The following is a 23,991-nucleotide window of genomic DNA, read 5'->3' on the forward strand; positions in this document are numbered from 1 at the left end:
GAGACATTGCCTAATATTGGTCAGGACACGACACACGAGGGGAGCGGTGACCGTGCGAGGGGACTTCAAGGAACCTGCGAGACCCCGCCCCGACCTGGTCATCGGCCGGGAGGAGCTCTTCGCCGGGGCGCGTGATCAGCTCTCCGGCGGCGGGAGTGTGCTCGTGCACGGCCCCGCGGGAATAGGAAAGTCGACCGTCCTGCGGGCGTTGGCAGCGGAATACACCGAATCTGCACGAACTGTGTTGCACTGCTCGGCCACCGAGTCCGAATCCCACCTCCCCTTCCTCGCACTGACCGACCTCCTCGGTCTGGTCGTGGACGAGGTCTCCGGGCACCTGCCCGCCCCGCAGCGCACCGCCCTGGAATCGGCGCTCACCGGCCGCGGCGAATCCACCCTGCAGCGCGACGGGCTCGCACTGCGGCTCGCGGTCCTGTCGGTGTTCCGGTCCCTGGCCGCCCAGGGCCCCGTACTGATCGTCGCCGACGACCTGCAGTGGCTCGACCCGGCCAGCGCCGAACTGCTCGGCTTCGCCGCCCGCCGGCTCGGCGGCATGCCGGTACGGATGCTGTGCGCCGTACGCACCGAGACGGAACCGCCGGGGCAGCAGCACGACCGATATCTACGCGCGTCCCCTCCGGACACCCTGGCCGTGCGGCTCAACCCGCTCACCCGGGCGCAGGTCGCCGAACTCCTCGGCCAGCGCGGCTACACCGGCCTGCCCCGCTCGATCGTGCGGGACATCCACCGCACCAGCGGCGGCAACCCGCTCTTCGCACTGGAGTTGGGCCGCGCCCTCGCCGAGAGCCCGACCCCGCCGAGCCCCGGCGAACCCCTGCCGGTGCCGACCTCGTTGAGCGCACTCGTCCTCAGCCGCCTTGAGATGCTGTCCGCCGAGGCCCGCCGCACCCTGCTCGTGGCGAGCGCGGGAGCCCGGCCCACGCTGGCGCTGCTGCACGCCGCGGGGCGCGAGAACGCCGAGGCGGAGACGGCCTCGGCGGCCGCGCTCGGCCTGCTGGCGACGGAGCGCGAGGCCTCTCCGGTCATCCGGTTCGCACACCCCCTCGTCTCCGCCGCCCTCTACGCGGAGGCGACCGCGCAGGAGCGGCGCGCCGCCCATGCCGCGCTGTCCACGGCCGCCTCCGATCCCATCGAGCGGGCCCGGCACCTCGCCCTGGCCGCCACGGGTACGGACCCGGGCGTCGCCGCCCGGCTCGGCGAGGCCGCGGCGGCGGCCCGGGACCGCGGCGCGCCCTCGGTCGCCGCGGGCCTCGGGCTGCTGGCGGCCCGGCACACCCCGGCGGACGCCGTACCAGGACCCGACGAGCGCAGACTCCAGGCCGCCGAGGACGCGCTCACGGCCGGCGAGACGGACCTCGCGCGGGACATCGCACGCCAGGTACTGGCTCGTGCCACCGCGCCCGCCGACCGGGTGCGGGCCTGGATGGTCGTCATCGACGCGGCCGGGCATTCCATGGCCGAGATCGACGCCGTCTTCCCGCAGGCGCTCGCGGACGCGGGCGACAACCCGCGGCTGCTCGCCCTCGTCCGCTACCAACTGGCCTGGCGCGCCCTGCTGATGGAGGGCGAGATGGCCAAGGCCCGCGAGGAGGCCGCCCGCGCCGCGGGGCTCGCGGCCCGTGCCGGGGACCGGCCCACCGAACTCCTCGCGCTGGGCTTCCAGGCGCAGATGGAGACCCTGATGGGGCACCCGGGCGCCCCGGCGACCATCCAGCGGGCGATGCGCGAGCCGCAGGACCCCCGGGTCGCGTGCGACCACAACGGCGCCGGTGCCGCCCGCTTCCGCTGGCTGATCATGGGCGACCAGCTCGCCGAGGCCCGTACGACCATCACCGCGCTGCTGCGCGAGGTGCGGCGGCGCGGGATGGTCGAGAGCGAGGTGCACTTCCTGCGCGGCCTCGCCGAGACCGAGCTGCGCTCCGGACACTGCGGCCGGGCCCTCGACCTCGCCCGCGAGAGCCTGCGCCTCGCCCGCGACACCGGAATCGGCGAGGCGGCCACCGCGATGTTCACCTCGCTCGCCGAGGCCGCGGGCGGCGACGTGGACCGGGCGCTCGCACTGGCCCGGGAGGCCGTTGACCGCGCGGAGGAGGACGGCGACCTGATCTACCTCTCGCGTGCCCTCGGCGCCCTCGGCCACGCCCAGCTCGTGGCGGGGGACGCATCGGCGACGGTCCAGTCCCTGCGGCGCGTACGGGAGTTGGAGGAGGGCCTCGGGGTCACCGATCCCGCCCGGGGCCGCTGGCACGGGGATCTCGCCGAGGCGCTGGTGCGGATCGGCGAACCGGTGGAGGCGCAGGACGTCATCGACGCGACGCGGGAGCGGGCGCTGCGGCTCGGCCGGGAGAGCGTGCTCGCCGTGCTCGACCGCGCCGAGGCCCTCGTACGCGCCGCACGCGGCGAACAGGGCCCGGCCACCCGGCAGTTGACGGCTGCTCAGGACCGGCTCGGCAAGCTGGGCTACGGCCTCGAGGAGGCGCGGGCCGCGTACGCCCTCGCCGGGCTGCGCACCCTGCGGCCCGGTCCCACTTCGTACGACGAGGCGACCCGGCTGTTCCGCCGCTGCCGCGCCCTGCCGTGGCTGCGCCAGGTCGAGGCGGCCTCCGCGGCCCACGCGGCCCCGTCGCCCCTCACGTCCGCCGCGCTCGACAGTCTCGCCTCCGCCGCCCTCGACAGCCTCGCCTCGACGGAACGGCAGGTCGCCGCGCTCGTCATGGAGGGCGCCACGAACCGTGAGATCGCCGCGCGCCTGTTCATCAGCGTGAAGACGGTGGAGGCCACACTTACGCGGGTGTACCGGAAGTTGGGGATCCGCTCGCGGGTGGACATAGTCCGGCTGGCGGTCGGGCACCGGCCGGGCTGACGTTCCGTCGTACCCGAGGTGGAAGGGCAGAGCCCCGGGTACGGGACCAACCGGACGGAATCACAAGCTAAACCCAGCCGCCGCACAGCAAGGGTTATCCCTCCCCCAACTCCCCTAGGGGCTTCCCTCATTGGGGGTGGAGGGCTGCAGCTCCTAGCCTGATCCCAGTGCCGCTCGCCCGGGCACACGGCACCGGCCCGCCGGCGCCGTGCAGCACCCCCCACACCCGCGCGTCCCCCCACCGGCAACTTCCGAGGAGATCCATGTTCGGGCTCAACCGCGCCAAGAAGACCGCCGCCGCCTGTGTGGCGACCGCTGCCGCAGCCACGGCACTGCTCGGCGCGCCCAGTGCCGTCGCCGCTCCCCAGCCCATCGTCGGCGGCTCGACGACCACCACGACCGCGTACCCGTTCATGATGCAGATCACGGACGCCTCGCAGAACCAGTTCTGCGGCGGCACCCTGGTCTCGGCCACGAAGGTCGTCACCGCCGCCCACTGTATGGTCGGCGAAACCACCAGCAGCGTCCGCGTCGTCGGCGGCCGTACGTACCTCAACGGCACGAACGGCACCGTCAGCAGAGTCAGCAAGATCTGGGTCAACCCCGACTACACGGACGCCACCAACGGCGACGACGTGGCCGTACTGACCCTGTCGACGGCGATGTCGTACACCCCTGCGTCGTACGTCTCCTCCTCGCAGACCAGCGTGTACGCGACCGGCGCCACCGCCCGCATCATCGGCTGGGGCACCACCTCGTCGAACGGCAGCTCCTCCAACCAGCTGCGGACCGCGACCGTCCCGATCGTCTCCAACACCAGCTGCGCGAGCTCGTACGGCTCCGACTTCATCGCCAGCGACATGGTCTGCGCCGGATACACCTCCGGCGGCGTCGACACCTGCCAGGGCGACAGCGGCGGCCCGCTGCTCATCGGCGGCGTCCTGGCAGGCATCACCTCCTGGGGCGAAGGCTGCGCCGAGGCCGGCTACCCGGGTGTCTACACCCGCCTGACGACCTTCTCCAGCCTGGTGACCACGCAGGTCAACTCGTAACCCGACCGACAGTCCAACTCGCGGTCACCGATGAACTCCTGAGTACCCCTCAGGTGCAAGCCGGGGGGCGTTGCGGGCCTCCACGAGCGGCCCGCAACGCTCCCTATCCATTTACCTGCCCGTCGGCGGTCGGCTTCCCCAATGGCCCGACCACCGGCGGGCATACGTCCGTCGGACTCCTGCTTCTCCTTGACCACAGCCGCAGGCGGCCTGTTTGAATGGCCTCCATGGTGTCCACGGACCGTTTTCTCGCCTTCGCCGCGATGTCGCTCCTGGTGATCGTCATCCCGGGGCCGAGCGTGCTGTTCGTCATCGGGCGGGCGCTCGCGCACGGCCGGCGCACCGCGGTGGCCACGGCCCTCGGCAATGTCTTCGGCTCGTACCTCCTTGTCGTCGCGGTCGCCGTCGGTATCGGTTCGCTGGTCGAACGCTCGGTGACGATCTACCTGGCCGTGAAGCTGGCCGGCGCCGCGTACCTCGTGTTCCTCGGCGTACAGGCGTTCCGGCACCGCAAGGAGCTGAACGCCTCGGCGATCACGACCCGGGACACCTCCCCGGCCCGCGGAGATCTCCGCACGGTCCTCGACGGCGTACTGGTCGGCGTCACCAACCCCAAGGGCATCGTCTTCTTCGCCGCGGTACTCCCCCAGTTCGTGGACCACTCGGCGGGCCGACTCCCCCTGCAGATGCTGCTGCTGGGCCTGGTCCCGATCTCCATCGGCCTCGTCACGGACACCCTGTGGGGTCTGACGGCCTCGGCGGCCCGCACCTGGTTCGCCCGCTCGGACCGACGGCTGTCGCTGATCGGGGGCACGGGCGGGTGCGCGATGATCGGGCTGGGGGTTACGGTCGCGGTGACGGGGCGGGACTGAGCCCAGCGGTGAGTGGCCGGGACGACGCCCACTGGTGACGGGCTGGGACGTGGCCCATCGGTGAACGGGCCAGGGCTGAGCCCTACTTGACGACCGTCCCGAAGCGGATGTCCCAGGAGGACGACGAGCCGTTCATCATCTCGATCGTCCGCTCGGCCTCCTCCACGACCTCCTTCCGCTGGGAGTTCGTCAGAGTCCCGAAGAGCTCGATCGTGAGGACTTCCTCCTCCTGCCGCCAAACGCCCGCCAGGAAACCGTCGACGAGCAGCACGCAGTACGCCTGGTTGCCCTTCCACGTCCGGCCCTTGAGGTCGGCGGACCCCATCCGGGTGCGGTCGGCGTGCGAGAGGAGCAGGTTGTCGAACTCGGGGAGGAAGCGCGGCGGGGCCGGGGTGTCGGCGTCCGGGCGGGGCGCGTCGGGGAGGTCGAAGAGCTCGACGCCGTTCTCGTCGCGGAAGGTGACCAGCTGGGGCCTGAGCCGTTCGAAGGCGTCACGCAGCCGAGTCAGTCCGGCCCAGGTCTGCATGTCCTTGACGGAGGCGGGCCCGAAGGCGGCCAGGTAGCGCAGGACGGTCGCGTCGGGGGCGGGCGCCGGATCGGACGGGCGGTCGAGCCAGTGCTCGGCGGTGGTGAGCGTGACCTGGCCGCTCCGGCCCCACAGGCCACGCGGGGTGACCTGGACGAGCGGCAGCCTGCAGCGGGCGGCGACCGAGAGCGCGAACGGATCGGCGTCGGGCCACTCGACGAGCAGCGCCTCACGCAACTGCTTCATGGTGCGCGGCTCGGCCTCCACCAGCTCACGGCTGATCGAGGCGAGCCGGTCCAGGTCGACGCCGTCGAGCCCCTTGCGGAACTGGTTGAGTTCCCGGTCGCGCGCGGCCTGCACCAGCGGGCGCAGGTTGAGGGCGTCGTCGGCGGTGTGGGTGTGGATGGTGGAGCGCATGGTGACGAGGCGTACGACCTCCCGGTCGGCCATGAGCTGCGACAACGCCTCCGGGGTGAAGCCCTCCAGCCGGGCGGCGAGCGCATAGTACGGCGGCTTGACGTTCTGCGCCTGAAGGCCGAGGAGGTGCTCGACGGCCTCCTTGGCACCGAGGTCGGACCGGCGCAGGAGGAGCTGCCGGGCGAGGGTCGCGCGGTTGAGGGCGCGGGTGCCGAGCACGGGTGCCGCGGAGGTCTTCTTCGTCATGCTCCGCACGTTAGCGGGACTTGCGGACAGGTTCTGTCCTCATTTCTGTCCTCATTCCTCGGGAATCCCTGCCCCGGCGGTGCCACACCCCCGCGCCGAGGACATTTGACCCGTATATCCTGCTCGGTGATCGCAGAGACGTACGTTCGACCGCATTCGTGCTTCATGCTCCACGTTCATGGTTCATGCTCCAGGCGACGACAGACGACAGGGGAGGCAGCCGCGATGTCCGAGCGACGCGCCCGCCCAGCCGCGCAGGGCGCCAGGAAATCCGGCTGGCGACGCGCCCTCACCCCACCGGCCGCACCGCCCCCCGCGCCCCGCCCCGACCCGCCTTCGCCGGAACCCACCGACGCCGGCAGCGTCGTACAGGCGGCGCTCTACCGTGACGGCGTACGCGTCTCGACCCCGGAATCCCTGGCCGACACCTTCCGCGAGCTGCGCGAGCAGCCGGACGGCATGGCGTGGATCGGCCTGGCCCGCCCGACGGAAGCCGAACTCCTCTCCCTGGCCGCCGAGTTCGACCTGCACCCGCTCGCCGTCGAGGACGCGATGGAGGCGCATCAGCGTCCGAAGCTGGAGCGCTACGGCGAGACGCTCTTCGTCGTTCTGAGTGCCGCGCGCTATCTGGACGCGCTGGAGGAGGTCGACTTCGGGGAGCTGCACGTGTTCGTGGGCCCCGACTTCGTGATCACGGTCCGGCACGGCGCGGCACCGGACCTCTCGGCGGTGCGCCGCCGCATGGAGGACACCCCGGAGCTCCTGAAGCTCGGCCCGGAGGCCGTCCTCTACGCGATCCTCGACTCCGTGGTCGACGGCTACGTCCCCGTCGTGACCGGCGTCCAGACCGACATCGACGAGATCGAGACCGAGGTCTTCCGCGGCGACCCCGCGGTGTCCCGCCGTATCTACGAACTCTCCCGGGAAATGGTCGAGTTCCAGCGCGCCACCCGCCCGCTGGTCGGCATGCTGCACGCCCTCATGGCCGGCTTCGCCAAGTACCGCACCGACGAGGAACTCCAGCGCTACCTCCGCGACGTCGCCGACCACGTCACCCACACCAGCGAACGCGTCGACGGCTTCCGCCAGGCCCTCACCGACATCCTCACCGTCAACGCGACCCTCGTCACCCAGCAACAGAACGCCGAAATGCGCGCGTTGGCGGAGGCGGGTTTCGAACAGAACGAGGAGATCAAGAAGATCTCGTCCTGGGCGGCCATCCTCTTCGCCCCGACGCTGGTCGGGACGATCTACGGCATGAACTTCGATCGGATGCCGGAGTTGCACTGGGAGCTCGGGTACCCCTTCGCCATCATCCTGATGGCGGTCGTATGCACCAGTTTGTACGTCATCTTCAAGCGGAAGGACTGGCTCTGAGCAGTCGCCGTGAGAGGCGCCGCTGCGAGGAGTAGCAGCCCAGGTGAGGCAGTTCAGATCCAGCCCCGCCGGGCCGCGATGGCCCCCGCCTGGAAGCGGTTCGCGGCGCCCAGCTGGTCGTGCAGACGGCTCATCCGGCGTCTCATGGTCCGTACCGACCAGCCCAGTTGGCGCGCTATCGCCTCGTCCTTCAACCCGCTGACCAGCAGAGCGAGCAGCAGCCGGTCCTCCTCGCCGGGTTCCGCGGACTCCTCGCCGAGTCCCGCCGGCTCCGGCGGCGCGAGCAGCGGAGTCGCCAGTGTCCAGCACAGCCGCCAGTAGTCCGTCAGCGCGTCGAGCAGCGACGACGGCCGGATCACCGCCGCCCGCACATCCGTCAGATCCAGCGACAGAGGCATCAGCGCCAGTACGTCGTCCGCGATCGCCAGCTTGATCCGCAGCCCTGGCAGCACCCGTGCCTGCTCCCCCCGGTCCACCAGCCGCCGGATGTCGTCCAGCACCCCCGGCCACTCCAGCGCCTCCGGGGCGTACACCGCGCGATACGTCAACCCGCCGCGCATCGCCGCCTCCTCCACCGGATTGGCGGTGGTCAGCGCGTAGGGCGGCCGGTCCAGGGTGCGGACCTCCTGCTTCGCCTCCTGCTGCAGCCGTACGAACCAGCGGCCCAGCGCCTCCCGGCCGGAGACGATCTCGACCTCCTTGGCGTCGCCGCGCCGAGCGGCCTCGAAGAGCCCGGCCAGCTCTCCGGCTGCCGACCGAACCCGGCCGAGTTCGACCGTGCGCTCCTGAATCAGCGCTTCCACGGCATGCTGCGGGTCGATGGCCGCATAGCGCCGCCGGGTGCCGGACAGCCGCCCGACCAGCCCGCGGTCGTGCATCCGGTCAAGTGCCCGCGCCACCCGCTCCGATGACGTGCCGAGCTCGCTCGCCAGCTCCGTGGGCGCGGCCGCCTGCCGGGCGAGCAGCGCGCGGTAGACCTGCTCGTCGAAGGCGTCGATACCGACGGCCGCCAGCTCCTGGGACATGCGGGCCATCGTGGCCCACCTGTGCCAGCGGCAGCAATGGGCCACAGGGAATCGTTGCCCTATCCGGACCGGGCCGCATTAGGTACCGCCTATGGGTCACTCACACCGAAGAACCGTGCACATAGGCCTGGTGGCCGCGGTGCTCGGCGGACTGCTCACATCGGTCCCGCCTGCCATCGCCGCCTCTGAGCCCGCGAGCCACGGCACACAACGGGTCATCGTCGAGCTCGAGGGTGCCGCGGCGCTCGAGGCCGCGCCCGGCTCCGCGAAGAACGCGAAGGCCGCGGACGTGACGGCCGAGCGCAAGAAGCTGACCGGCAGGCATGACGACTTCCTGGCCGAGGCGAAGGACGCCGGAATCACCGCCAAGTCCGTACGCCGGCACACCCTTCTGCTCAACGCCGTGACCATGACCGTCGGCGCCGACGACCTGGCGGAGCTGCGGAAGCTGCCGGGCGTGAAGTCCGTCAGCCCCGCCGGCACCTCGCACGCCATGGACACCGACGCCAACGAGGTCGTGGGCAACCCGGCCGTGTGGGCCCAGGAGGACCCCAGCGGCGCCAAGGCCACCGGCAAGGGCGTCACCGTCGCCGTGATCGACACCGGCGTCGACTACACCCACCCCGATCTGGGCGGCGGCTTCGGCGAGGGCCACAAGGTCGTCGGCGGCTACGACTTCGTCAACAACGACGCCGACCCGATGGACGACCAGAGCCACGGCACCCACGTCGCGGGCATCATCGCCGGCAAGGCGGCCGCCGAGGGCGGCGTCACCGGCGCCGCGCCGGACGCCGAGCTGCTGGCGTACAAGGTGCTCGGCGCCGACGGCAGCGGCGACGACTCCGGCATCATCGCGGCCATCGAGGCCGCGGTCGACCCGGCGAACCCGCACCGCGCCGACATCATCAACATGAGCCTCGGCAACAGCGCCGGCACCGCGAGCGACCCGCTGTCCCGTGCCGCGTCCGCCGCCGTCGCCGGCGGCACCCAGGTCTTCGCCTCGGCCGGCAACTCCGGCCCGGGCGACTGGACGGTCGGCTCCCCGGCCGCGGCCCCCGGCGTCATCGCCGTCGGCGCCTCCACCAGCGGCATCCGGCTGCCCGTGCTCAAGGTCGCGGGCGACACCCTGCAGAGCTACCGCGGCGGCCGCTCCGCCAACCCGCCCGCCGCGCCGGTGACCGCCGGTGTGGTCAACATCGGCATGGGCACTCCGGAGGAGTGGGAGAAGGCGGGCGACGTCACCGGCAAGATCGTGCTGTACGCGATCCCGCCGGCCGTGAACCCGTACGACGTCTGGTCCGAGGAGATGACGACCTGGCGCGAGGCCGAGAGCCGCGGCGCCGTGGCGCTGGTCGGTGGCGTCGGCGGAGGCGGCGGCCCGGTCGTCCTGGGCGACAAGAGCCGCACGAACCCCCTCCAGGCGCAGCGCGAGCAGACGGCGCCCACCACGCTCGACCGTGCGGCGAGCGTGAAGGGCGAGGCGCTGCTCGGCGCCACGCCCACCGAGTCCGGCGATGCGCTGCGCATGGACAAGCTGGTCCTGGCCGGCGTGGACCCCGAGGCGGGCGCGCAGCTCGCCGCGCTGGCCGAGTCCGGCGGCGAGGTGGTGCTCGACAGCCGCGACTCCACGGACGAGATGGCCTCGTTCTCCTCCCGTGGCCCGGACACCGAGAACCTCGGTCTGAAGCCCGAGATCGTCGCCCCCGGCGTCGAGGTCCTCTCCTCGGTGCCCAAGGCCCTGGTGCCCGAGGGCTACCAGCGGATGTCCGGCACCTCGATGGCCTCCCCGCTGGCGGCGGGCTCCGCCGCGCTGCTGCGGCAGCTCCACCCGGACCGCACCGCGGCTGAGCTGGGCGCCGAGATGATCGGCTCCGCCAAGACGCTCGCCGGCCCCGACATGCAGTCGCAGGGCAGCGGCCGGCTCGACACCGCCGCCGCGGCGGCGACCAGGCTGTACGCCTCCCCCGCCACGGTCTCCTTCGGGCTGCCGCACATGGACCAGCCGAAGGTCACCGGCAGCCGTGTGATCACCCTGCACAACACCGACAGCACGCCGGTCAGCGGCAAGGTGACCGTCACCGGTCCCGCCAAGGTCTCCCCGGACCACGTCGACATCCCGGCGGGCGGCACCGCGACCGTCACGCTCACCGTGGAGCGCGACCGGCCCGACGTCACGGACTACGCGAGCAACTACCTGAGCGGCCGTGTCACCGTCACGCCCGAGGAGGGCCAAAAGCTCACCGTCCCGTATCTGATGACGGCGATCCCGCTGTACGTCGACGCGGCCGAGGACCCCTCCAACGACGGCTCCACCACGGTCTACGTCTACAGCCCGACGCCGCTCACCGCGCCGCCGGTGCTGACGGTCACCCCGCCCAAGGGCAAGTCGTACACCAAGGCGACCCAGCCCACGGCGGACCCGTACTACTACCGGGCCGACTTCACCGGCCTCGCCTCCGGGGTGTACAAGATGGCCGGCCGCGCCACCACGGACGCCGGGATGCGCCAGTCCGGCACCGGCGCCTTCGAGGTGACTCTCACCTCCTCCAAGGCCAAGCGCTGGAAGGCGGTCGGCCCGAACAGCGCCGTGGGCACCACCCAGTTGGCCCCGGGCGCGCCGAAGCAGGCCGTGATGACGCAGGGCACCCGGCCGGGCGCTTGGGTCACCACCGACAGCGGCAGGACCTGGCAGCAGCGGGGCCACACTCCCGTCAGCAACGCCCAGACCGAGCCGTCCCTCGTCATCGACTCCCGCAACCCGAACCGCTGGTGGGAGGCCGTGCTCAGCCCGCACCCGTCCGCGTCCCCGTCGGGCAGTGTGCTGATGCGCACGGAGGACAGCGGCCGCAGCTGGGAGCGGATCGACGGCCCGCCGTCGCCCATCACCGAGCTGACCGCGGACGCTCGGACACGGGTGCTGCTCGCCACGTCGGACTACACCGGTGAGCACTTCGTCAGCCGGGACCGCGGCGCCTCCTGGGCGCCGGTGGACCTCTCGGGTGTCACGGGCTTCCTCGCCAAGAGCGCCATCGGCGGCGACGACCTGTACCTCTGGGCCGGCCAGGCGATCTGGGTGATCCGCGACTTCGTCACCGGTGACCCCAAGCCCGCGGTGAAGGTGTTCACGGTCACCCCGGGCCAGCAGATCCTCGGCGGCTTCGACGTCGACGGATCGCTGCTCGCCATGAAGGTGCAGGGCCAGAACTCGGGCCTGTACGTGAGCCGGGACGGCGGCCGTACCGTCGAGAAGACCAGCCGCACCTACAGCGGTCTCTTCGACGTCTCAGGTCGCGACATCTACCAGGACGACCTGACCGGCACCGGCGCCATCAGCCGCGACGGCGGCCGGACCTGGACCACGGTCGAGCAGCCCGTAGACGGTTCGGTGGTCTACGACTTCGACCGCTGGGCCGACGGCTCGTACACCATCGGCTCCGGCGCCGCCGGCCTCTTCCGCTCCACCCCGGACGGCGGCTACCGCCGGCTCGGTGTGCAGGGCGAGTCCGTGCCCGCGCTGGCGACTTTCGGCAACCAGCTGCTGGCCGGCACCTCGGTGGGTACGTACCGCACCACTGTGCCCGCCGCGAGCCCCGAGTGGGGGCCGGCTGACCGCGAGGGCACGACCGGCACCGACGTCGTCGGGTTCCAGCCCTCGGAGCAGGACCCGAAGACCGGCTGGCAGGTGGTCAACTACCTGTACAACGTGGTGCTGCAGAAGACCACGGACGCGGGCAGGACCTGGTCGGACGTCAGCGTGCGTGACGCCAACGGCACCGCGTTCCTGGTCGACCCGGCGAACCCGGACCGGATGATGATCTCGTTCAAGTCCTCCAACGCCGCCGGTGTCTACACCACCACCGACGGTGGCGCCCACTGGAAGACCTTCAACCACGGGCAGTACTACGACACCATCGTGGCGGACCCCGACAAGCCGGGCCGTGTCTGGTTCGGCGGCTGGTGGGGCCTGTCCTACTCGGACGACTTCGGGGCCACCACGACCCAGGTCTCCGAGGCCGAGGTGCACGCCATCCAGTTCACCGACCACGCCATGATCACCGGTGGACAGGCGATCCGGATCAGCAAGGACGGCGGCCATACGTTCACCAAGGCCGACACCGGCGCCCTGCGGATCAGCGTCTCCGACCTGCTCCAGGTCGGAGACACCCTCTACGCGGGCACCAACCAACGCTGGATGGACTTCACCCCCACCGGCGGCCGGGGCGTACTGCGCTCCACCGACGGCGGTCTGACCTGGCAGAACATCTCCCGCGGCATGCCGAACACGGACGTGCTGTCCCTGGCGGCCTCGCCCGACGGGCGGTACCTGTTCGCCGGTGTCGACCAGGGCGGCGTCCACCGTCTGGAGCTAGACGACTGAGGTTCGGCCCGTCGCACTCCGGGCAGGTGCGGTCGCCGTACAGCACGGCGACCGCACCATCGGCACGGGCTTGGACGTCGCTCAGATGTCGGCGATCTCCCTAGGGTCTGTCCGGCGGATCAGGCCGGAGAGAAGAAGCGGTACCTGATAAGCGCAGGTGAGCGGGGTGTAGTGCGTGGTTCAGGCGGGGAAGCGGGCCGGTGAATCGGACGTCCGTTTCACGCGCCCCGGTGAGTGCTCCCGCCCGTGTCCCCCGCCTTCACCAGCCCCGTCTCGTACGCGAGCACCACGGCCTGGGAGCGGTCGCGGAGGGTCAGTTTGGCGAAGATCCGGGCCACGTGGGACTTCACCGTCGCCTCGCTCAGGGTCAGTTCCGCGGCCAGCTCCGTGTTGGAGAGGCCGCGGCCCAGCAGGGTGAGGACCTCCAGCTCGCGGGGGGTGAGGGCCGTGAGGTCGGCGTGCACGGCGGGTGGGCGGGCGGTGTCCGAGGCGAAGCGCTCCACCAGGCGGCGGGTGATCGACGGGGCCAGCAGGGCGTCGCCGGTGTCGACCAGGCGTACGGCCGCCGCGAGGTGTTCGGGGGTGACGTCCTTCAGGAGGAAGCCGCTGGCTCCTAGCGCCAGCGCGGCGTACACATAGCGGTCCAGGTCGAAGGTCGTCAGCATGAGGACCCGGCAGTCCGGGGCCTGCGCCAGAATCCGGCGGGTGGCCTCAAGCCCGTCCATGTTCGGCATGCGGATGTCCATCAGCACGACGTCCGGGAGGAGTTCGCGTGCCGCCGCGACCGCCTCCACGCCGTCGGCCGCCTCGCCCACGACCTCGATGCCGCGGGCGTTCAGGATCAGCCGGAAGCCGGTCCTGATCAGCGTCTGGTCGTCGGCGATGAGCACGCGGGGAGCACGCTCCCCGGCTCTCCCTTTCACGGCCGGTCCAGCGGGATGCGCGCCCGGACCCGGTAGCCGCCGCCGAGGCGGCGCCGGGCGTCCAGGTCCCCTCCGTACACCGCGACCCGCTCGCGCAGGCCAAGGAGTCCGCGGCCCGCGCCCTCCCGGTGCCGTGGAACCGGCACCGACGGCGCCGGCACGCTGCCGGTCAGGACGGACGGGCCGGTGTTCAGCACCTCCACGCGCAGCGCGTGGTCCGCGTACCGCACGGTCACCTCGGCCTTGCCGCCGTCGCCGTGCTTGAGCGCGTTGGTCAGCGCCTCCTGGATGATCCGGTACGCGGTCACGTCGATCCCCTCCGGCAGCGGGCGCGGTTCGCCGGAGATCCGCACCTCGACGGGCAGCCCGGCGAACGATATCCGGTCGACGAGCCGGCCCAGGCGGTCGAGGCCGGGCTGGGGCGCAAGGCCCGCCGTGCCGTCGGAGTGGCTTCGCGCACCGGTCAGGTCCGAGTCCTGGTCCGTCTCCTCGCCGTCCTGCGAAGGCGCCAGCAGACCCAGCAGGTGCCGCAGGTCGGTCATCGCGCCGCGCCCCGCGTCCTCGACGGCCCGCAGCGCCCTCGCGGCCTCGTCGGGCATCGTGCCGAGGACCTCGCGGGCGGCTCCGGCCTGGACGACCATGAGGCTGACGTTGTGGCTGACGATGTCGTGCAACTCCCGGGCGATGCGGTCGCGTTCGGCCGCGACCGCGTCATGGGCGGCGCTCTGCCGCTCCCGCTCGAGCAGCCAGCCGCGTTCCCCCACGGCCGTGTGCCACCGGCGCCGGGTACGCAGCCACGCCACCGCCAGCCATCCGGCGGTCGCCGATGCCACCACGAGCGCCGCCACCAGCGCTTCCAGCTCCCACTTCCCCACGGGGATCACCTTGGCAGAAGGCCGCCCGGTCCGCATCGGCCTGGGGATGCAGGGCCCTGCATCCCCAGGATGAGGGGCGGGTCTGTTTGCCACCCGGGGAGGGATGTCCCGGGCCCGCTCCCCCACTTAGCGTCCTGTGCATGGTCAATGGAGGCAGCATGGTCGCCGAGGGCGGCAACAGCCGGGGAGAGCCCGTCGTACGACTCGACGGTGTGCGCAAGGAGTTCGGCGAGACGACGGCTCTGGACGGGGTTTCGCTGGAGATCCGCGCCGGGGAGGCGGTCGCCGTGATGGGGCCTTCGGGGTGCGGCAAGTCCACCCTGCTCAACATGATCGCCGGTCTGGACCGTCCGACGGGCGGCACGGTGTTCGTGCACGGCGAGAACGTGGGCGCGCTGAACGAGAAGGGGCTCGCCCTGTACCGGCGGCGCCGCATCGGCATGATCTTCCAGTTTTTCAACCTGATCGACGACCTGTCGGCGCTCGACAACGTCGCCCTGGCCGCGCAGTTGACCGGCAGTCCCGCCCGGCAGGCCCGCCGCCGCGCCCTTGAGCTGTTCGACGAACTCGGCATCGCGGACCGCGCGAACGCCTATCCGGCGGTGCTCAGCGGCGGTGAGCGGCAACGCGTCGCCGTGGCGCGGGCGTTGATGAACCGCCCCGCTCTGCTGCTGGCCGACGAGCCGACCGGCGCGCTCGACAGCCGGGCCGGCGAGCAGGTGATGGACCTGCTGCTCGACCTCAACCAGATCGGCCAGACGCTGATCCTGGTGACACACGACGAGCATCTCGCCCGGCGCTGCGCCAGCCGCCTCGTCGAGCTCGGCGACGGCCGGGTGACCGGCGAGCACACGCTGGAGCCGTCCGCATGAGGGCGGTGTGGCGGGCCGCCCGCGCGGCGGTGCGGCGGCGCAGGCTCCAGACGATCGTCATCGCGCTGGTCACGCTGACCTCCACCGGGGCGATGGTGGTCGCGCTCGGCCTGGTCGACGCGGCCTCCGCGCCCTTCGACAAGGCCTTCGCCGCGCAACGCGGCCCGCATGTCGTCGCCGCGTTCGATCCCGACAGGGTCTCCGACGCGCAGTTGGCGCGGGCGGCCCAACAGCCGGAGGTCGAGGCCGCCGCAGGGCCCTTCGCCCAGGCCACGATCGACGACCTGCCGAGAGAGGGCGACGGCTTCGCCCTCTTCGGCACGGTCACGGTCGTGGGCCGGGCCGACCCGGAAGGCCCGGTGGACCGGCTGGACGTGTGGGCGGGCCGCTGGGCCACCCGGCCGGGCGAGATCGTCGTGAACCGGGATCAGGGCTGGGCCCCGGACGACCTGGGCAAGAAGATCCGGGTGCCGTCGGGTCCGACGCTCACCGTCGTCGGGTTCGCCTTCGACCTGAGCCGGACCGCCGATGCCTGGGTCGCGCCGGAACAGATGGCGGCCCTGCACCCGACCACCGCTCAGATGCTGTTCCGCTTCACGGACGCGTCCTCGGAGAGCCGGGTCGGCGCGAACCTGGCCGCCGTCACCGATGGGCTGCCGAAGGAGGCTCTGGCCTCTTCACAGTCGTATCTCACCCTCAAGGAGGCGATCGGCAGTTCGGCGCGGGCGTACGCGCCCTACCTGATGGCCTTCGGCGTCCTCGGCATCGTGGTGGCGGTGCTCATCGTCGCCAACGTGGTGGGCGGCGCGGTGATTTCGGGCCTGCGGCACATCGGGATCCTCAAGGCCCTGGGGTTCACGCCGGGGCAGGTCGTCGCGGTCTACCTCACGATGATCTCCGTTCCGGCGTTCGCCGGGTGCGTGCTCGGCACCCTCCTCGGCAACGTCCTGGCGCGCCCCTTCTTCGAGTTCGTGTTCACCGGGCCCGAGGCGGGGGTGTTCCACGGCAACGTCGGTATCCCGACGTGGGTGAACGCGCTCGCCCTGCTCGGCATGCCCGCCGTCTGTGTGCTGGCCGCGCTCGCCCCGGCGGCACGCGCGCACCGGCTGTCCGCGGCGCGGGCGATCAGCGCGGGCAGCGCCCCGCGCGCCGGGCGGGCGCTGAGCGTCCAGCGCCGGCTGGCGGGCAGCAGGCTGCCGCGGTCGGTGAGCCTGGGGCTCGGTCTGCCGTTCGCCCGGCCGGGCCGGAGCGGCCTCACGCTCGCCGCGGTGGTCCTCGGGGTGACCACCGTGACGTTCGCGACCGGTCTTGCCACGACGATGACCAGGTTCGGGGAGGCGGGGCGCGACGCCTTCCAGGTCACGGTCTACGCGAGCAACTACAAGCAGGGCAAGGAGGTCCAGCCGGTCCACAGCGATCTCGAACTCCAGTCGCTCCTCGGCTCGTTGCCCGGCGCGACCGAGGTCACCGCCAGGGCGGACGCCGACGTGCGCATCGCGGGCACCGTGCAGAAGCTGTGGGTCGAGGGCCGTCGCGGGGACCGGCCGCAGCTGGACAACGTGCTCACCGAGGGCCGGTGGATGCACCGTACCGGCGAGGCCGTCGCCGGATCGGCCTTCCTGCGCGAGCACGGTCTGGAGGTCGGCGACCACCTAGCTCTGGAGAAGGGCGACCGCCAGGAGGAAGTGACCATCGTCGGCGAGTACATGGAGAGCACCGGGGACGGGATCGCCACCGACTGGTCGACGATGGCGGCGCTTGCCCCGAAGGAGAAGCCCATCGCGTACCACGTCAAACTCCGCGAGGGTGCGGACGCGGCGGCCTACGCACGCACGGTCCGGGCCGCCGACCCCGGGGTCAGCACAGCGGTGACCGGGCCGAACACCATCACCCAGACCATCATCGGCTCGGCGACGGTGCTCACCCTGATGCTCGGCGTGGTCTCGTCGCTCGGCGTCTTCAACACCGTCGTCCTCAACACCCGTGACCGGCGCCGCGACTTGGGCATGCTCAAGTCCATAGGCATGACGCCCCGGCAGGTCACGGCGATGATGGTGACATCGATGGCCGTGCTCGGTGCGGTCGGCTCACTGCTCGGCATCCCGCTGGGCATCGCGGGCTACCACCTGGTGATCCCGCGGATGGCGGACGCCGTGTCCATCTCCCTGCCCTCGTACATGACGGACGTCTGGGAGGCCCCGGCGCTGGCCGGCATGGCCCTGGCCGGCGTCGCGATCGCGGTCCTGGGCGCGTTCATTCCGGCGCGGAGCGCGGCACGGCTGACGATCGCGGAGGTGCTGCACAACGAGTGAGCACCCCGACGAGACCGCGGGCGGTCGGCCCGGCGCCCGTTCCTCAGGACAACGAAGCCGACCGCTTCCCCGGCGGAGGCAGCTTCTGGAGCAGCTCCCAGAGCGGCCGCGAGCCGCCCGCCCACTCCCCCAGCGTCCCGCGGTCGACCAGGTGCAGCTTCTGGGACTTCGCCAGCGGCTCACATCCCGCGGTGAAGCGTCCGTTCGTCACCAGCACCACCACGTCCCCGCCGTGCAGCTGTCGGCCGGTTCCGTTGAGGACATGCAGATCCGGGGTTCCCACCGGTGACCCCGAGGCCCCGTTCTGCCGGTGCTTGCACTGGATCACCCAGCGCCTGCCGAGCGGATCGGTCGCCGTCACATCCGCGCCGTTGTCCCCGGCGCCGCCCACCTGTACGGCGTCCCCGCAGCCGTCACGGCGCATCAGGTCCCGCACCGCGAACTCGAAGTCCTCGTGATGGAGCCGGTCGAGCTGGGGCAGCTTGTACCGCAGCCTCCGTACGTGCACCCACTCCCAGCGGGCGCTCACCGCCCACTGGGTGAGCCAGAGACCGCCCGCCCCGGCCGCCACGGCGGCGAGCACGGCGAGCAGCCACCAGTTGTCCAGCAGCCACTGGCCTACGGCGAGGCAGAGCGCGACGCCCGCGGCGGCCGCAATGACGAGCACCAATCGCTGGGGCCCCTTGGGCTTCGTCGAGGCGCGTGCAACGGGCTTGCGAGGCCGCCGCCGCGCGGCCGGGCGCGGGCTCATCGCTGCCCCCCGACAGCGACAAACCCGGAGACACCCGACATCGGAGTCCTGCCGTCATGCTTCACGTACCGATCGATCCAAGACACCGCGTCCCCCTCGGCGATCCTGCGTACGGTCACTGCGACCGCACAACAGGCATTGGAGCAGGCACCTTTGACACTAAGTCAGGTCTCTCCGACCGACGGGAGCGAGCAACGCTTCCGGCCACCTCGACGGGAGTCCGTGGACAGTACTTCCGCCACTCGTCCCGCAGTCCGGGGATACGCGCGCCCGAACAGTTGTACGCCACCACAACTGTTCCAACCGTGCCCCGCCCATCGCGCTCGTGGACCGCCCGAAGTCGGCCGAGAAACGCGCCCCCTCAGGGACCGGCGGTGAGGGGAATCCTGATGGTGAAGGCCGTCGCGCCCGGGCGGCTGGTCAGTTCGACGGTGCCGCCGTGTGCGCGCACCAGGGACAGCGCGACCGCCAGGCCCAGGCCGCTGCCGCCCCGGTCGCGGCTGCGGGCCTTGTCGACGCGGTAGAAGCGGTCGAAGACCTGTTCCTGGTCGGCGGCGGGAATGCCCGGACCGGAGTCGGCGACGCGGACCACCGCCGCGCCGGAGGCGACGGACACCTCCACGGACACCCGCGTACCGGCCGGGGTGTGCACGGCGGCGTTGGTGAGGAGGTTGTCGAGCACCTGGCGGATGCGCAGCGGGTCCAGGCGCAGCCGGACCGGTTCGGGGCCGGCCTGCACGGTCAGTTCGTGGTCGGGGTGGCCCGCGCGGAAGGCGTCCGCCGCCTCGCGTGCCAGCTCCGCCAGGTCCGCGTCCGCCAGTCGCAGCGGTGCCTCCACGTCGGCGGCGTCCAGGCGGGCGAGCAGCAGCAGGTCGTCGAGGAGGATGCCCATCCTGGCCGCCTCGGCGCGCAGGCGGGCCAGGTGCTTGTCGCGTTCTCCGGGCTCGTTGGCCGCCGCGTACTGGAAGAGGTCCGCGTAGCCGCGTACCGACATCAGGGGGGTGCGCAGCTCGTGCGAGGCGTCCGCGACGAACCGGCGCAGCCGCTGTTCGGCCTCGGTGCGGACGGCGAGGGAGTCGTCGATGTGTTCCAGCATGGTGTTGAACGCCGTGCGCAGTTCCTCGACCTCGGGGCCGCCGTTGCCGCGGTCGGCGCGTACCGGCAGCCGGGCCGATTCGGTGAAGTCGTGCGAGGTGATGCCGCGGGCCGTGTGCGCCATGTCGCTGAGTGGCCGCAGGCCGCGCCGCAGCACCCTCCGGCCGATCACGACGAGTGCGAGCAGCGCGAGTGCGAACGCGACGACCTGGACCGTCACCAGCTGCTGCATGGTGTTGTCGATGTCCTTCATGGGCGCCGCGGTGACCAGGACCACACCGGGTTCGACGGCGCAGGCGCGCAGCTGGTACGTGCCCTCGCCCTCGATGTGGGCGGTGCGGACGAGGTCGGTGGAGCCCGAGTCGGCCAGTGCCTCGGCTGCGGCGGCGAGTGCGGCGTCGTCCGCCGGCGCGTCGGCGGGCCGGCGGATCTCGGCCGTACCGGCCGAGACCTTGTACGAGGCCGTGTACCAGCCCCAGTACGGCTCTCCGTGCGCGTTGTCGTTCTCCTTGGCCTCCTCGGTCTGGGTGAGCTGGACGACCTTCATCTGGTCGTTCAGCTGGCGTTCCAGGTAGTCCCGCATGTACATCGACAGCGCCGTGCCGACGACGGCGAAGGCCACGAGCGACAGCACGCCCAGGCCCAGGGCCAGCCGGGTGCCCAGGCGCATCCTGCGGTAGGTCTCCCGGAACCGGCGGATCACTCGGCGACCTGCCGTACGACGTACCCGACGCCCCGCACGGTGTGGATCAGCGGCTCTCCGACGTCGTCGAGCTTGCGGCGCAGGCGGCTGACGACCAGCTCGACGACGTTGGAGCGGCCGCCGAAGCCGTACTCCCAGACGTGGTCGAGGATCTGGGCCTTGGTGAGCACGGTGGGTGACTTGCGCATCAGGTAGCGGAGCACCTCGTACTCGGTCGGGGTGAGCGTGAGGAGCTTCTCGTCGCGCCGTACCTCGCGGGTGTCCTCGTCCATCGTCAGGTCGGCCACCCTGAGCACGGAACGCTGGAACCCGGGCCCGGCGCTGCGCCGCAGCACGGTCCGCAGCCGGGCCATGAGCTCCTCCACGGCGAAGGGCTTGACCAGGTAGTCGTCACCGCCCCGGGTGAGGCCCGCGACCCGGTCGGCCACTCCGTCCCGGGCGGTCAGGAACACCACGGGGACCATCGTGCCGGACTGGCGCAGCCGGTCCAGGACGCCGAAGCCGTCGAGGCCGGGCAGCATCAGGTCGAGCACCACGATGTCCGGATGGAATTCGGCGGCGCGGCTCAGCGCCTCCTCTCCGGAGTTCGCGGTGACGGCCTCCCACCCCTCGTAGCGGGCGACCGTCGCGACCAGGTCGGCGATGGGAGGATCGTCGTCCACGACGAGAAGTCGTACTTTTTCCACGAGCCCATAGTGCTTCACCTGCCTCCGGACGCCATAGCCGCGGGCTCCCCGGACGCGTATCGGTAAGAACTTGAAAGTTGATCGACAGGGAAACGACAGCTCCCACCCGGCAGGCTCGGTGTCCCCGGACCCGAACGAGGAGCTCCCGTCCGTGACGACTGTCGAACGTCTCCAACCGCCCCCCACGGCGGTACGTCCCAAGGTGGTGGCCCGTACCGGCCTGTACGCCTTGCTGGCCGTCAACGTGGGCGTGGTGGCCGTCTTCTTCCTCCAGTCCCCGCGCGACTCGAACGCCCTGATCCTGATCGGGCGGCTCGCCGGGCTGTACGGCGCGCTCCTGATGGCCTTCCAGCTGCTGCTGGTCGCCCGGCTGCCGTGGCTCGACCGGCGGATCGGCATGGACCGGCTGACCTCCTTGCACCGCTGGGTCGGCTTCAGCCTGCTGTGGACGCTGGTCGGGCACGGCGTCTTCATCACCTTCGGCTACGCCGAGTCCTCGTCGATGGGTCCGGTGGACCAGCTGGTGAACCTGGCCGAGACCGTCGAGGGCGTGCTGCGGTCGATCACCGCGCTGGTGCTGATCATGGTGATAGGCGCGGTGTCTGCGCGGTACGCCCGGCGGCGGCTCGCGTACGAGACCTGGCACTTCATACACCTGTACACGTACGTGGCGGTGGTGCTGGCGTTCACGCACCAGATCGGCGTCGGTACGACCTTCACCACGTCGTCCACGGCGACGGCGTACTGGTGGGGCATGTGGGGCACGGCGCTCGGTGCGGTGTTCCTGGGCAGGGTGGTGCTCCCGCTGTGGCGGAACCTGCGCCACCAGCTGCGGGTCTCCGCCGTCGTCCCCGAGTCCGACAACGTGGTGTCGATCTACATGACGGGGCGTGACCTGGACCAACTGCCCGCGCGGGCGGGCCAGTTCTTCCTGTGGCGGTTCCTGACCAGGGACCGCTGGTGGCAGGCCAACCCGTTCTCGCTGTCGGCCGCCCCGGACGGCCGGACGCTGCGTCTGACCGCGAAGACGGCCGGCGAGGGCACCGCGGCCCTGCGGCACATCAAGGTCGGCACGCGGGTCTTCGCCGAGGGCCCGTACGGCGCGTTCACCACGATGCACCGGACGCGCCCTGACGCCCTGCTCATCGCCGGCGGCGTCGGCATCACCCCGATGCGGGCGCTCCTCGAGGAACTGCAGGGCCACGTGGTGCTCATCTACCGGGTCGCCAGGGACCAGGACGCCGTCCTCTACGAGGAGCTGCGGGACCTCGCCCACGCGAAGGGCGCGATGCTGCACCTGATCAGCGGACCGGTCGTGCCGGACCGACTGGCGCCGCCGGAGCTGGTCAAGCTCGTGCCCGACATCACCGAACGGGATGTCTACGTGTGCGGCCCGCCCGGCATGACCAGCGCCGTCCTGCGCACGCTGCGCGAGCTGGGCGTGCCCAAGCCGCAGATCCATTCCGAACGCTTCAGCCTGGCCGGATGAGGGGAACACAGTGAAGCGAGTACTGCCTGTCGTCGCCCTGTCCGCCTTGGGCCTGATCACTGTGTGGCGCTACGAACCGTCGGCCGATACGTCTTCCGCCGCCACGACGGTCACCGAGCCCGCCTCGACGCCGTCCGCCTCCTCGGGTTCCTCGGGCACCTCGACCGTGGTCGCGGGCTCGACCGTCGCCACCGAGAAGGGCGACGTCCAGGTCGAGGTGACCTTCGAGGGCGACACGATCGCCTCGGTGCGGATGCTCACCCAGCCGAACCACCCGCAGACCACGGCCGCCGTACCCAAGCTGATCCAGGAAACCCTGGAGGCGCAGAGCGCCGACATCGACACGGTCTCCGGCGCCACGATCACCAGCGACGGCTACAGGGAGTCCCTCCAGGCCGCCATCGACGCGAAGCCGGAGACCTCCACGGCCTCCCCCTCCGCGTCCGCCTCCTCGGAGGCCGCGTCCGAGACCGTCGCGGGTTCCACCGTCGCCACCGAGAAGGGCGACGTCCAGGTCGAGGTCACCTTCGAAGGCGACACGATCGCCTCCGTACGGATGCTCACCCAGCCCAACCACCCGCAGACCACCGCCGCCGTACCCAAGCTCATCCAGGAAACCCTGGAGGCACAGAGCGCCGACATCGACAACGTGTCCGGTGCCACCATCACCAGCGACGGCTACAAGGAATCGCTCCAGGCCGCCATCGACGCGAAGGGCGCCTGAAGTGCGGCGGGTTGAGCATGTGATGGGGTTCCCGGTGTCGCTCCGGATCGACGACGGGGACGGGGACGCCCAGGAGGAGGCCGCGGACGCGGTGTTCGCCTGGCTGCGTGAGGTCGACGCGCGGTTCAGCCCGTTCAAGCCCGACAGCGAGGTGTCCCGCCTTGACCGGGGCGAGTTGGAACCCCACGAGCTCAGCCCCGACCTGGTCGAGGTCCTCGACCTGTGCGAGGACTACCGGGTCGCGACCCTCGGCGCCTTCCAGGTGCGGCTGCCGGGCCGCGGTCTCGATCCCTGCGCGATGGTGAAGGGCTGGTCGGTGCAGCGGGCCGCGGATCTGCTGGCGGCGCGTGGGGCGGCGAGGTTCTGCCTGAACGCCGGTGGCGACGTGGCCTCGGTGGGCGGCCCCTGGCGGGTGGGCGTACGCCACCCGGAGCAGGCCGACCGGCTGTGCACGGTGCTGGAGATCAGCGACGGCGCGGTGGCGACCTCCGCGCGCTACGAACGCGGTGACCACATCGTCGACGGCCGCACCGGCCGCCCGGCGACCGGGCTGCTCAGCATGACCGTCGTGGCCCCGTCCCTGACCGAGGCGGACGCGACGGCGACCGCGGCGTTCGCGATGGGCGCGGAGGGCATCGAGTGGGCCGCCGCGCGGGAGGGCTGCGAGGTGTTCGCGGTCGACACCGAGCACCGGGTCTTCCGTACCCCGGGACTGCCCGTCGCCGCCTGACGGCCTGTTCTACGTGAACGAGGGCTCCCCGCACAGTGCGGGGAGCCCTCGTTG

Annotated in this window: 17 protein-coding genes; 10 read left to right on the forward strand and 7 right to left on the reverse strand. The window is 71.7% G+C overall.

Annotated features, from left to right (window positions below):
• Positions 1-46: 46 nt before the first annotated feature.
• From OG266_RS09120 to OG266_RS09130, 3 genes are all read left to right on the forward strand, one after another.
• Positions 47-2,884, forward strand: coding sequence for an AAA family ATPase (locus OG266_RS09120; protein ID WP_371544409.1), 2,838 nt, complete (start codon positions 47-49; stop codon positions 2,882-2,884).
• Positions 2,885-3,147: 263 nt separating this feature from the next.
• The gene (locus OG266_RS09125; RefSeq protein WP_326719826.1) at positions 3,148-3,936 is read left to right on the forward strand and encodes a serine protease; all 789 of its coding nucleotides are present in this window, start codon (positions 3,148-3,150) and stop codon (positions 3,934-3,936) included.
• A gap of 227 nt (positions 3,937-4,163) precedes the next feature.
• Positions 4,164-4,808 (forward strand): LysE family translocator, encoded by a 645-nt coding sequence (locus tag OG266_RS09130; protein WP_371544413.1) that lies wholly within the window; start codon positions 4,164-4,166, stop codon positions 4,806-4,808.
• A gap of 82 nt (positions 4,809-4,890) precedes the next feature.
• On the opposite strand, the gene OG266_RS09135 is transcribed toward OG266_RS09130, so the two are convergent.
• Positions 4,891-5,997, reverse strand: a complete 1,107-nt coding sequence (locus OG266_RS09135; RefSeq protein WP_371544415.1) for a winged helix DNA-binding domain-containing protein — start codon at positions 5,995-5,997, stop codon at positions 4,891-4,893.
• 225 nt (positions 5,998-6,222) lie between these two features.
• On the opposite strand from OG266_RS09135, the gene OG266_RS09140 reads away from it, so the two are divergent.
• Positions 6,223-7,374: a magnesium and cobalt transport protein CorA gene (locus OG266_RS09140; RefSeq protein ID WP_371544417.1), complete on the forward strand. Its 1,152-nt coding sequence runs from the start codon at positions 6,223-6,225 to the stop codon at positions 7,372-7,374.
• A 53-nt stretch (positions 7,375-7,427) separates the two neighbouring features.
• On the opposite strand, the gene OG266_RS09145 is transcribed toward OG266_RS09140, so the two are convergent.
• Positions 7,428-8,399 (reverse strand): helix-turn-helix domain-containing protein, encoded by a 972-nt coding sequence (locus OG266_RS09145; protein ID WP_371544419.1) that lies wholly within the window; start codon positions 8,397-8,399, stop codon positions 7,428-7,430.
• 91 nt (positions 8,400-8,490) lie between these two features.
• Here OG266_RS09145 and OG266_RS09150 point away from each other — a divergent pair, with 91 nt between their 5' ends.
• Positions 8,491-12,777 carry a S8 family serine peptidase gene (locus tag OG266_RS09150; protein WP_371544420.1) on the forward strand — a complete coding sequence of 1,429 codons (4,287 nt, stop codon included), beginning with the start codon at positions 8,491-8,493 and terminating at the stop codon, positions 12,775-12,777.
• A gap of 218 nt (positions 12,778-12,995) precedes the next feature.
• On the opposite strand, the gene OG266_RS09155 is transcribed toward OG266_RS09150, so the two are convergent.
• The gene (locus OG266_RS09155) at positions 12,996-13,667 is read right to left on the reverse strand and encodes a response regulator (RefSeq protein WP_371544422.1); all 672 of its coding nucleotides are present in this window, start codon (positions 13,665-13,667) and stop codon (positions 12,996-12,998) included.
• 29 nt (positions 13,668-13,696) lie between these two features.
• Positions 13,697-14,575, reverse strand: a complete 879-nt coding sequence (locus OG266_RS09160; protein WP_371544424.1) for a sensor histidine kinase — start codon at positions 14,573-14,575, stop codon at positions 13,697-13,699.
• 140 nt (positions 14,576-14,715) lie between these two features.
• On the opposite strand from OG266_RS09160, the gene OG266_RS09165 reads away from it, so the two are divergent.
• Positions 14,716-15,447 carry an ABC transporter ATP-binding protein gene (locus OG266_RS09165; RefSeq protein ID WP_266473740.1) on the forward strand — a complete coding sequence of 244 codons (732 nt, stop codon included), beginning with the start codon at positions 14,716-14,718 and terminating at the stop codon, positions 15,445-15,447.
• Complete coding sequence (locus OG266_RS09170) at positions 15,444-17,759, forward strand: FtsX-like permease family protein (RefSeq protein WP_371544426.1); 2,316 nt, start codon at positions 15,444-15,446, stop codon at positions 17,757-17,759. The genes OG266_RS09165 and OG266_RS09170 overlap by 4 nt, the downstream gene beginning before the upstream one ends.
• A 43-nt stretch (positions 17,760-17,802) precedes the next feature.
• On the opposite strand, the gene OG266_RS09175 is transcribed toward OG266_RS09170, so the two are convergent.
• The 3 genes from OG266_RS09175 to OG266_RS09185 form a co-directional block, all read right to left on the reverse strand.
• A complete protein-coding gene (locus OG266_RS09175; protein ID WP_371544429.1) occupies positions 17,803-18,510 on the reverse strand; it encodes a restriction endonuclease in 708 nt (235 codons plus the stop codon).
• Between the two features lie 361 nt (positions 18,511-18,871).
• Positions 18,872-20,308 (reverse strand): sensor histidine kinase, encoded by a 1,437-nt coding sequence (locus tag OG266_RS09180; protein WP_371544432.1) that lies wholly within the window; start codon positions 20,306-20,308, stop codon positions 18,872-18,874.
• Positions 20,305-20,994, reverse strand: a complete 690-nt coding sequence (locus tag OG266_RS09185; protein WP_266473748.1) for a response regulator transcription factor — start codon at positions 20,992-20,994, stop codon at positions 20,305-20,307. Before OG266_RS09185 ends, OG266_RS09180 begins: the two co-directional genes overlap by 4 nt.
• 151 nt (positions 20,995-21,145) lie before the next feature.
• Here OG266_RS09185 and OG266_RS09190 point away from each other — a divergent pair, with 151 nt between their 5' ends.
• The 3 genes from OG266_RS09190 to OG266_RS09200 are packed head-to-tail and all read left to right on the forward strand — an operon-like array spanning position 21,146 to position 23,937.
• The gene (locus OG266_RS09190) at positions 21,146-22,483 is read left to right on the forward strand and encodes a ferric reductase-like transmembrane domain-containing protein (protein WP_371544437.1); all 1,338 of its coding nucleotides are present in this window, start codon (positions 21,146-21,148) and stop codon (positions 22,481-22,483) included.
• 10 nt (positions 22,484-22,493) lie between these two features.
• Positions 22,494-23,207 carry an FMN-binding protein gene (locus OG266_RS09195; RefSeq protein ID WP_371544440.1) on the forward strand — a complete coding sequence of 238 codons (714 nt, stop codon included), beginning with the start codon at positions 22,494-22,496 and terminating at the stop codon, positions 23,205-23,207.
• Position 23,208: 1 nt separating this feature from the next.
• Entirely contained in the window at positions 23,209-23,937 is a 729-nt protein-coding gene (locus OG266_RS09200) for an FAD:protein FMN transferase (protein ID WP_371544443.1), read from the forward strand.
• Positions 23,938-23,991 lie beyond the last annotated feature (54 nt).

This window comes from Streptomyces sp. NBC_00554 (assembly GCF_041431135.1).
Taxonomy (GTDB): Bacteria; Actinomycetota; Actinomycetes; order Streptomycetales; family Streptomycetaceae; genus Streptomyces.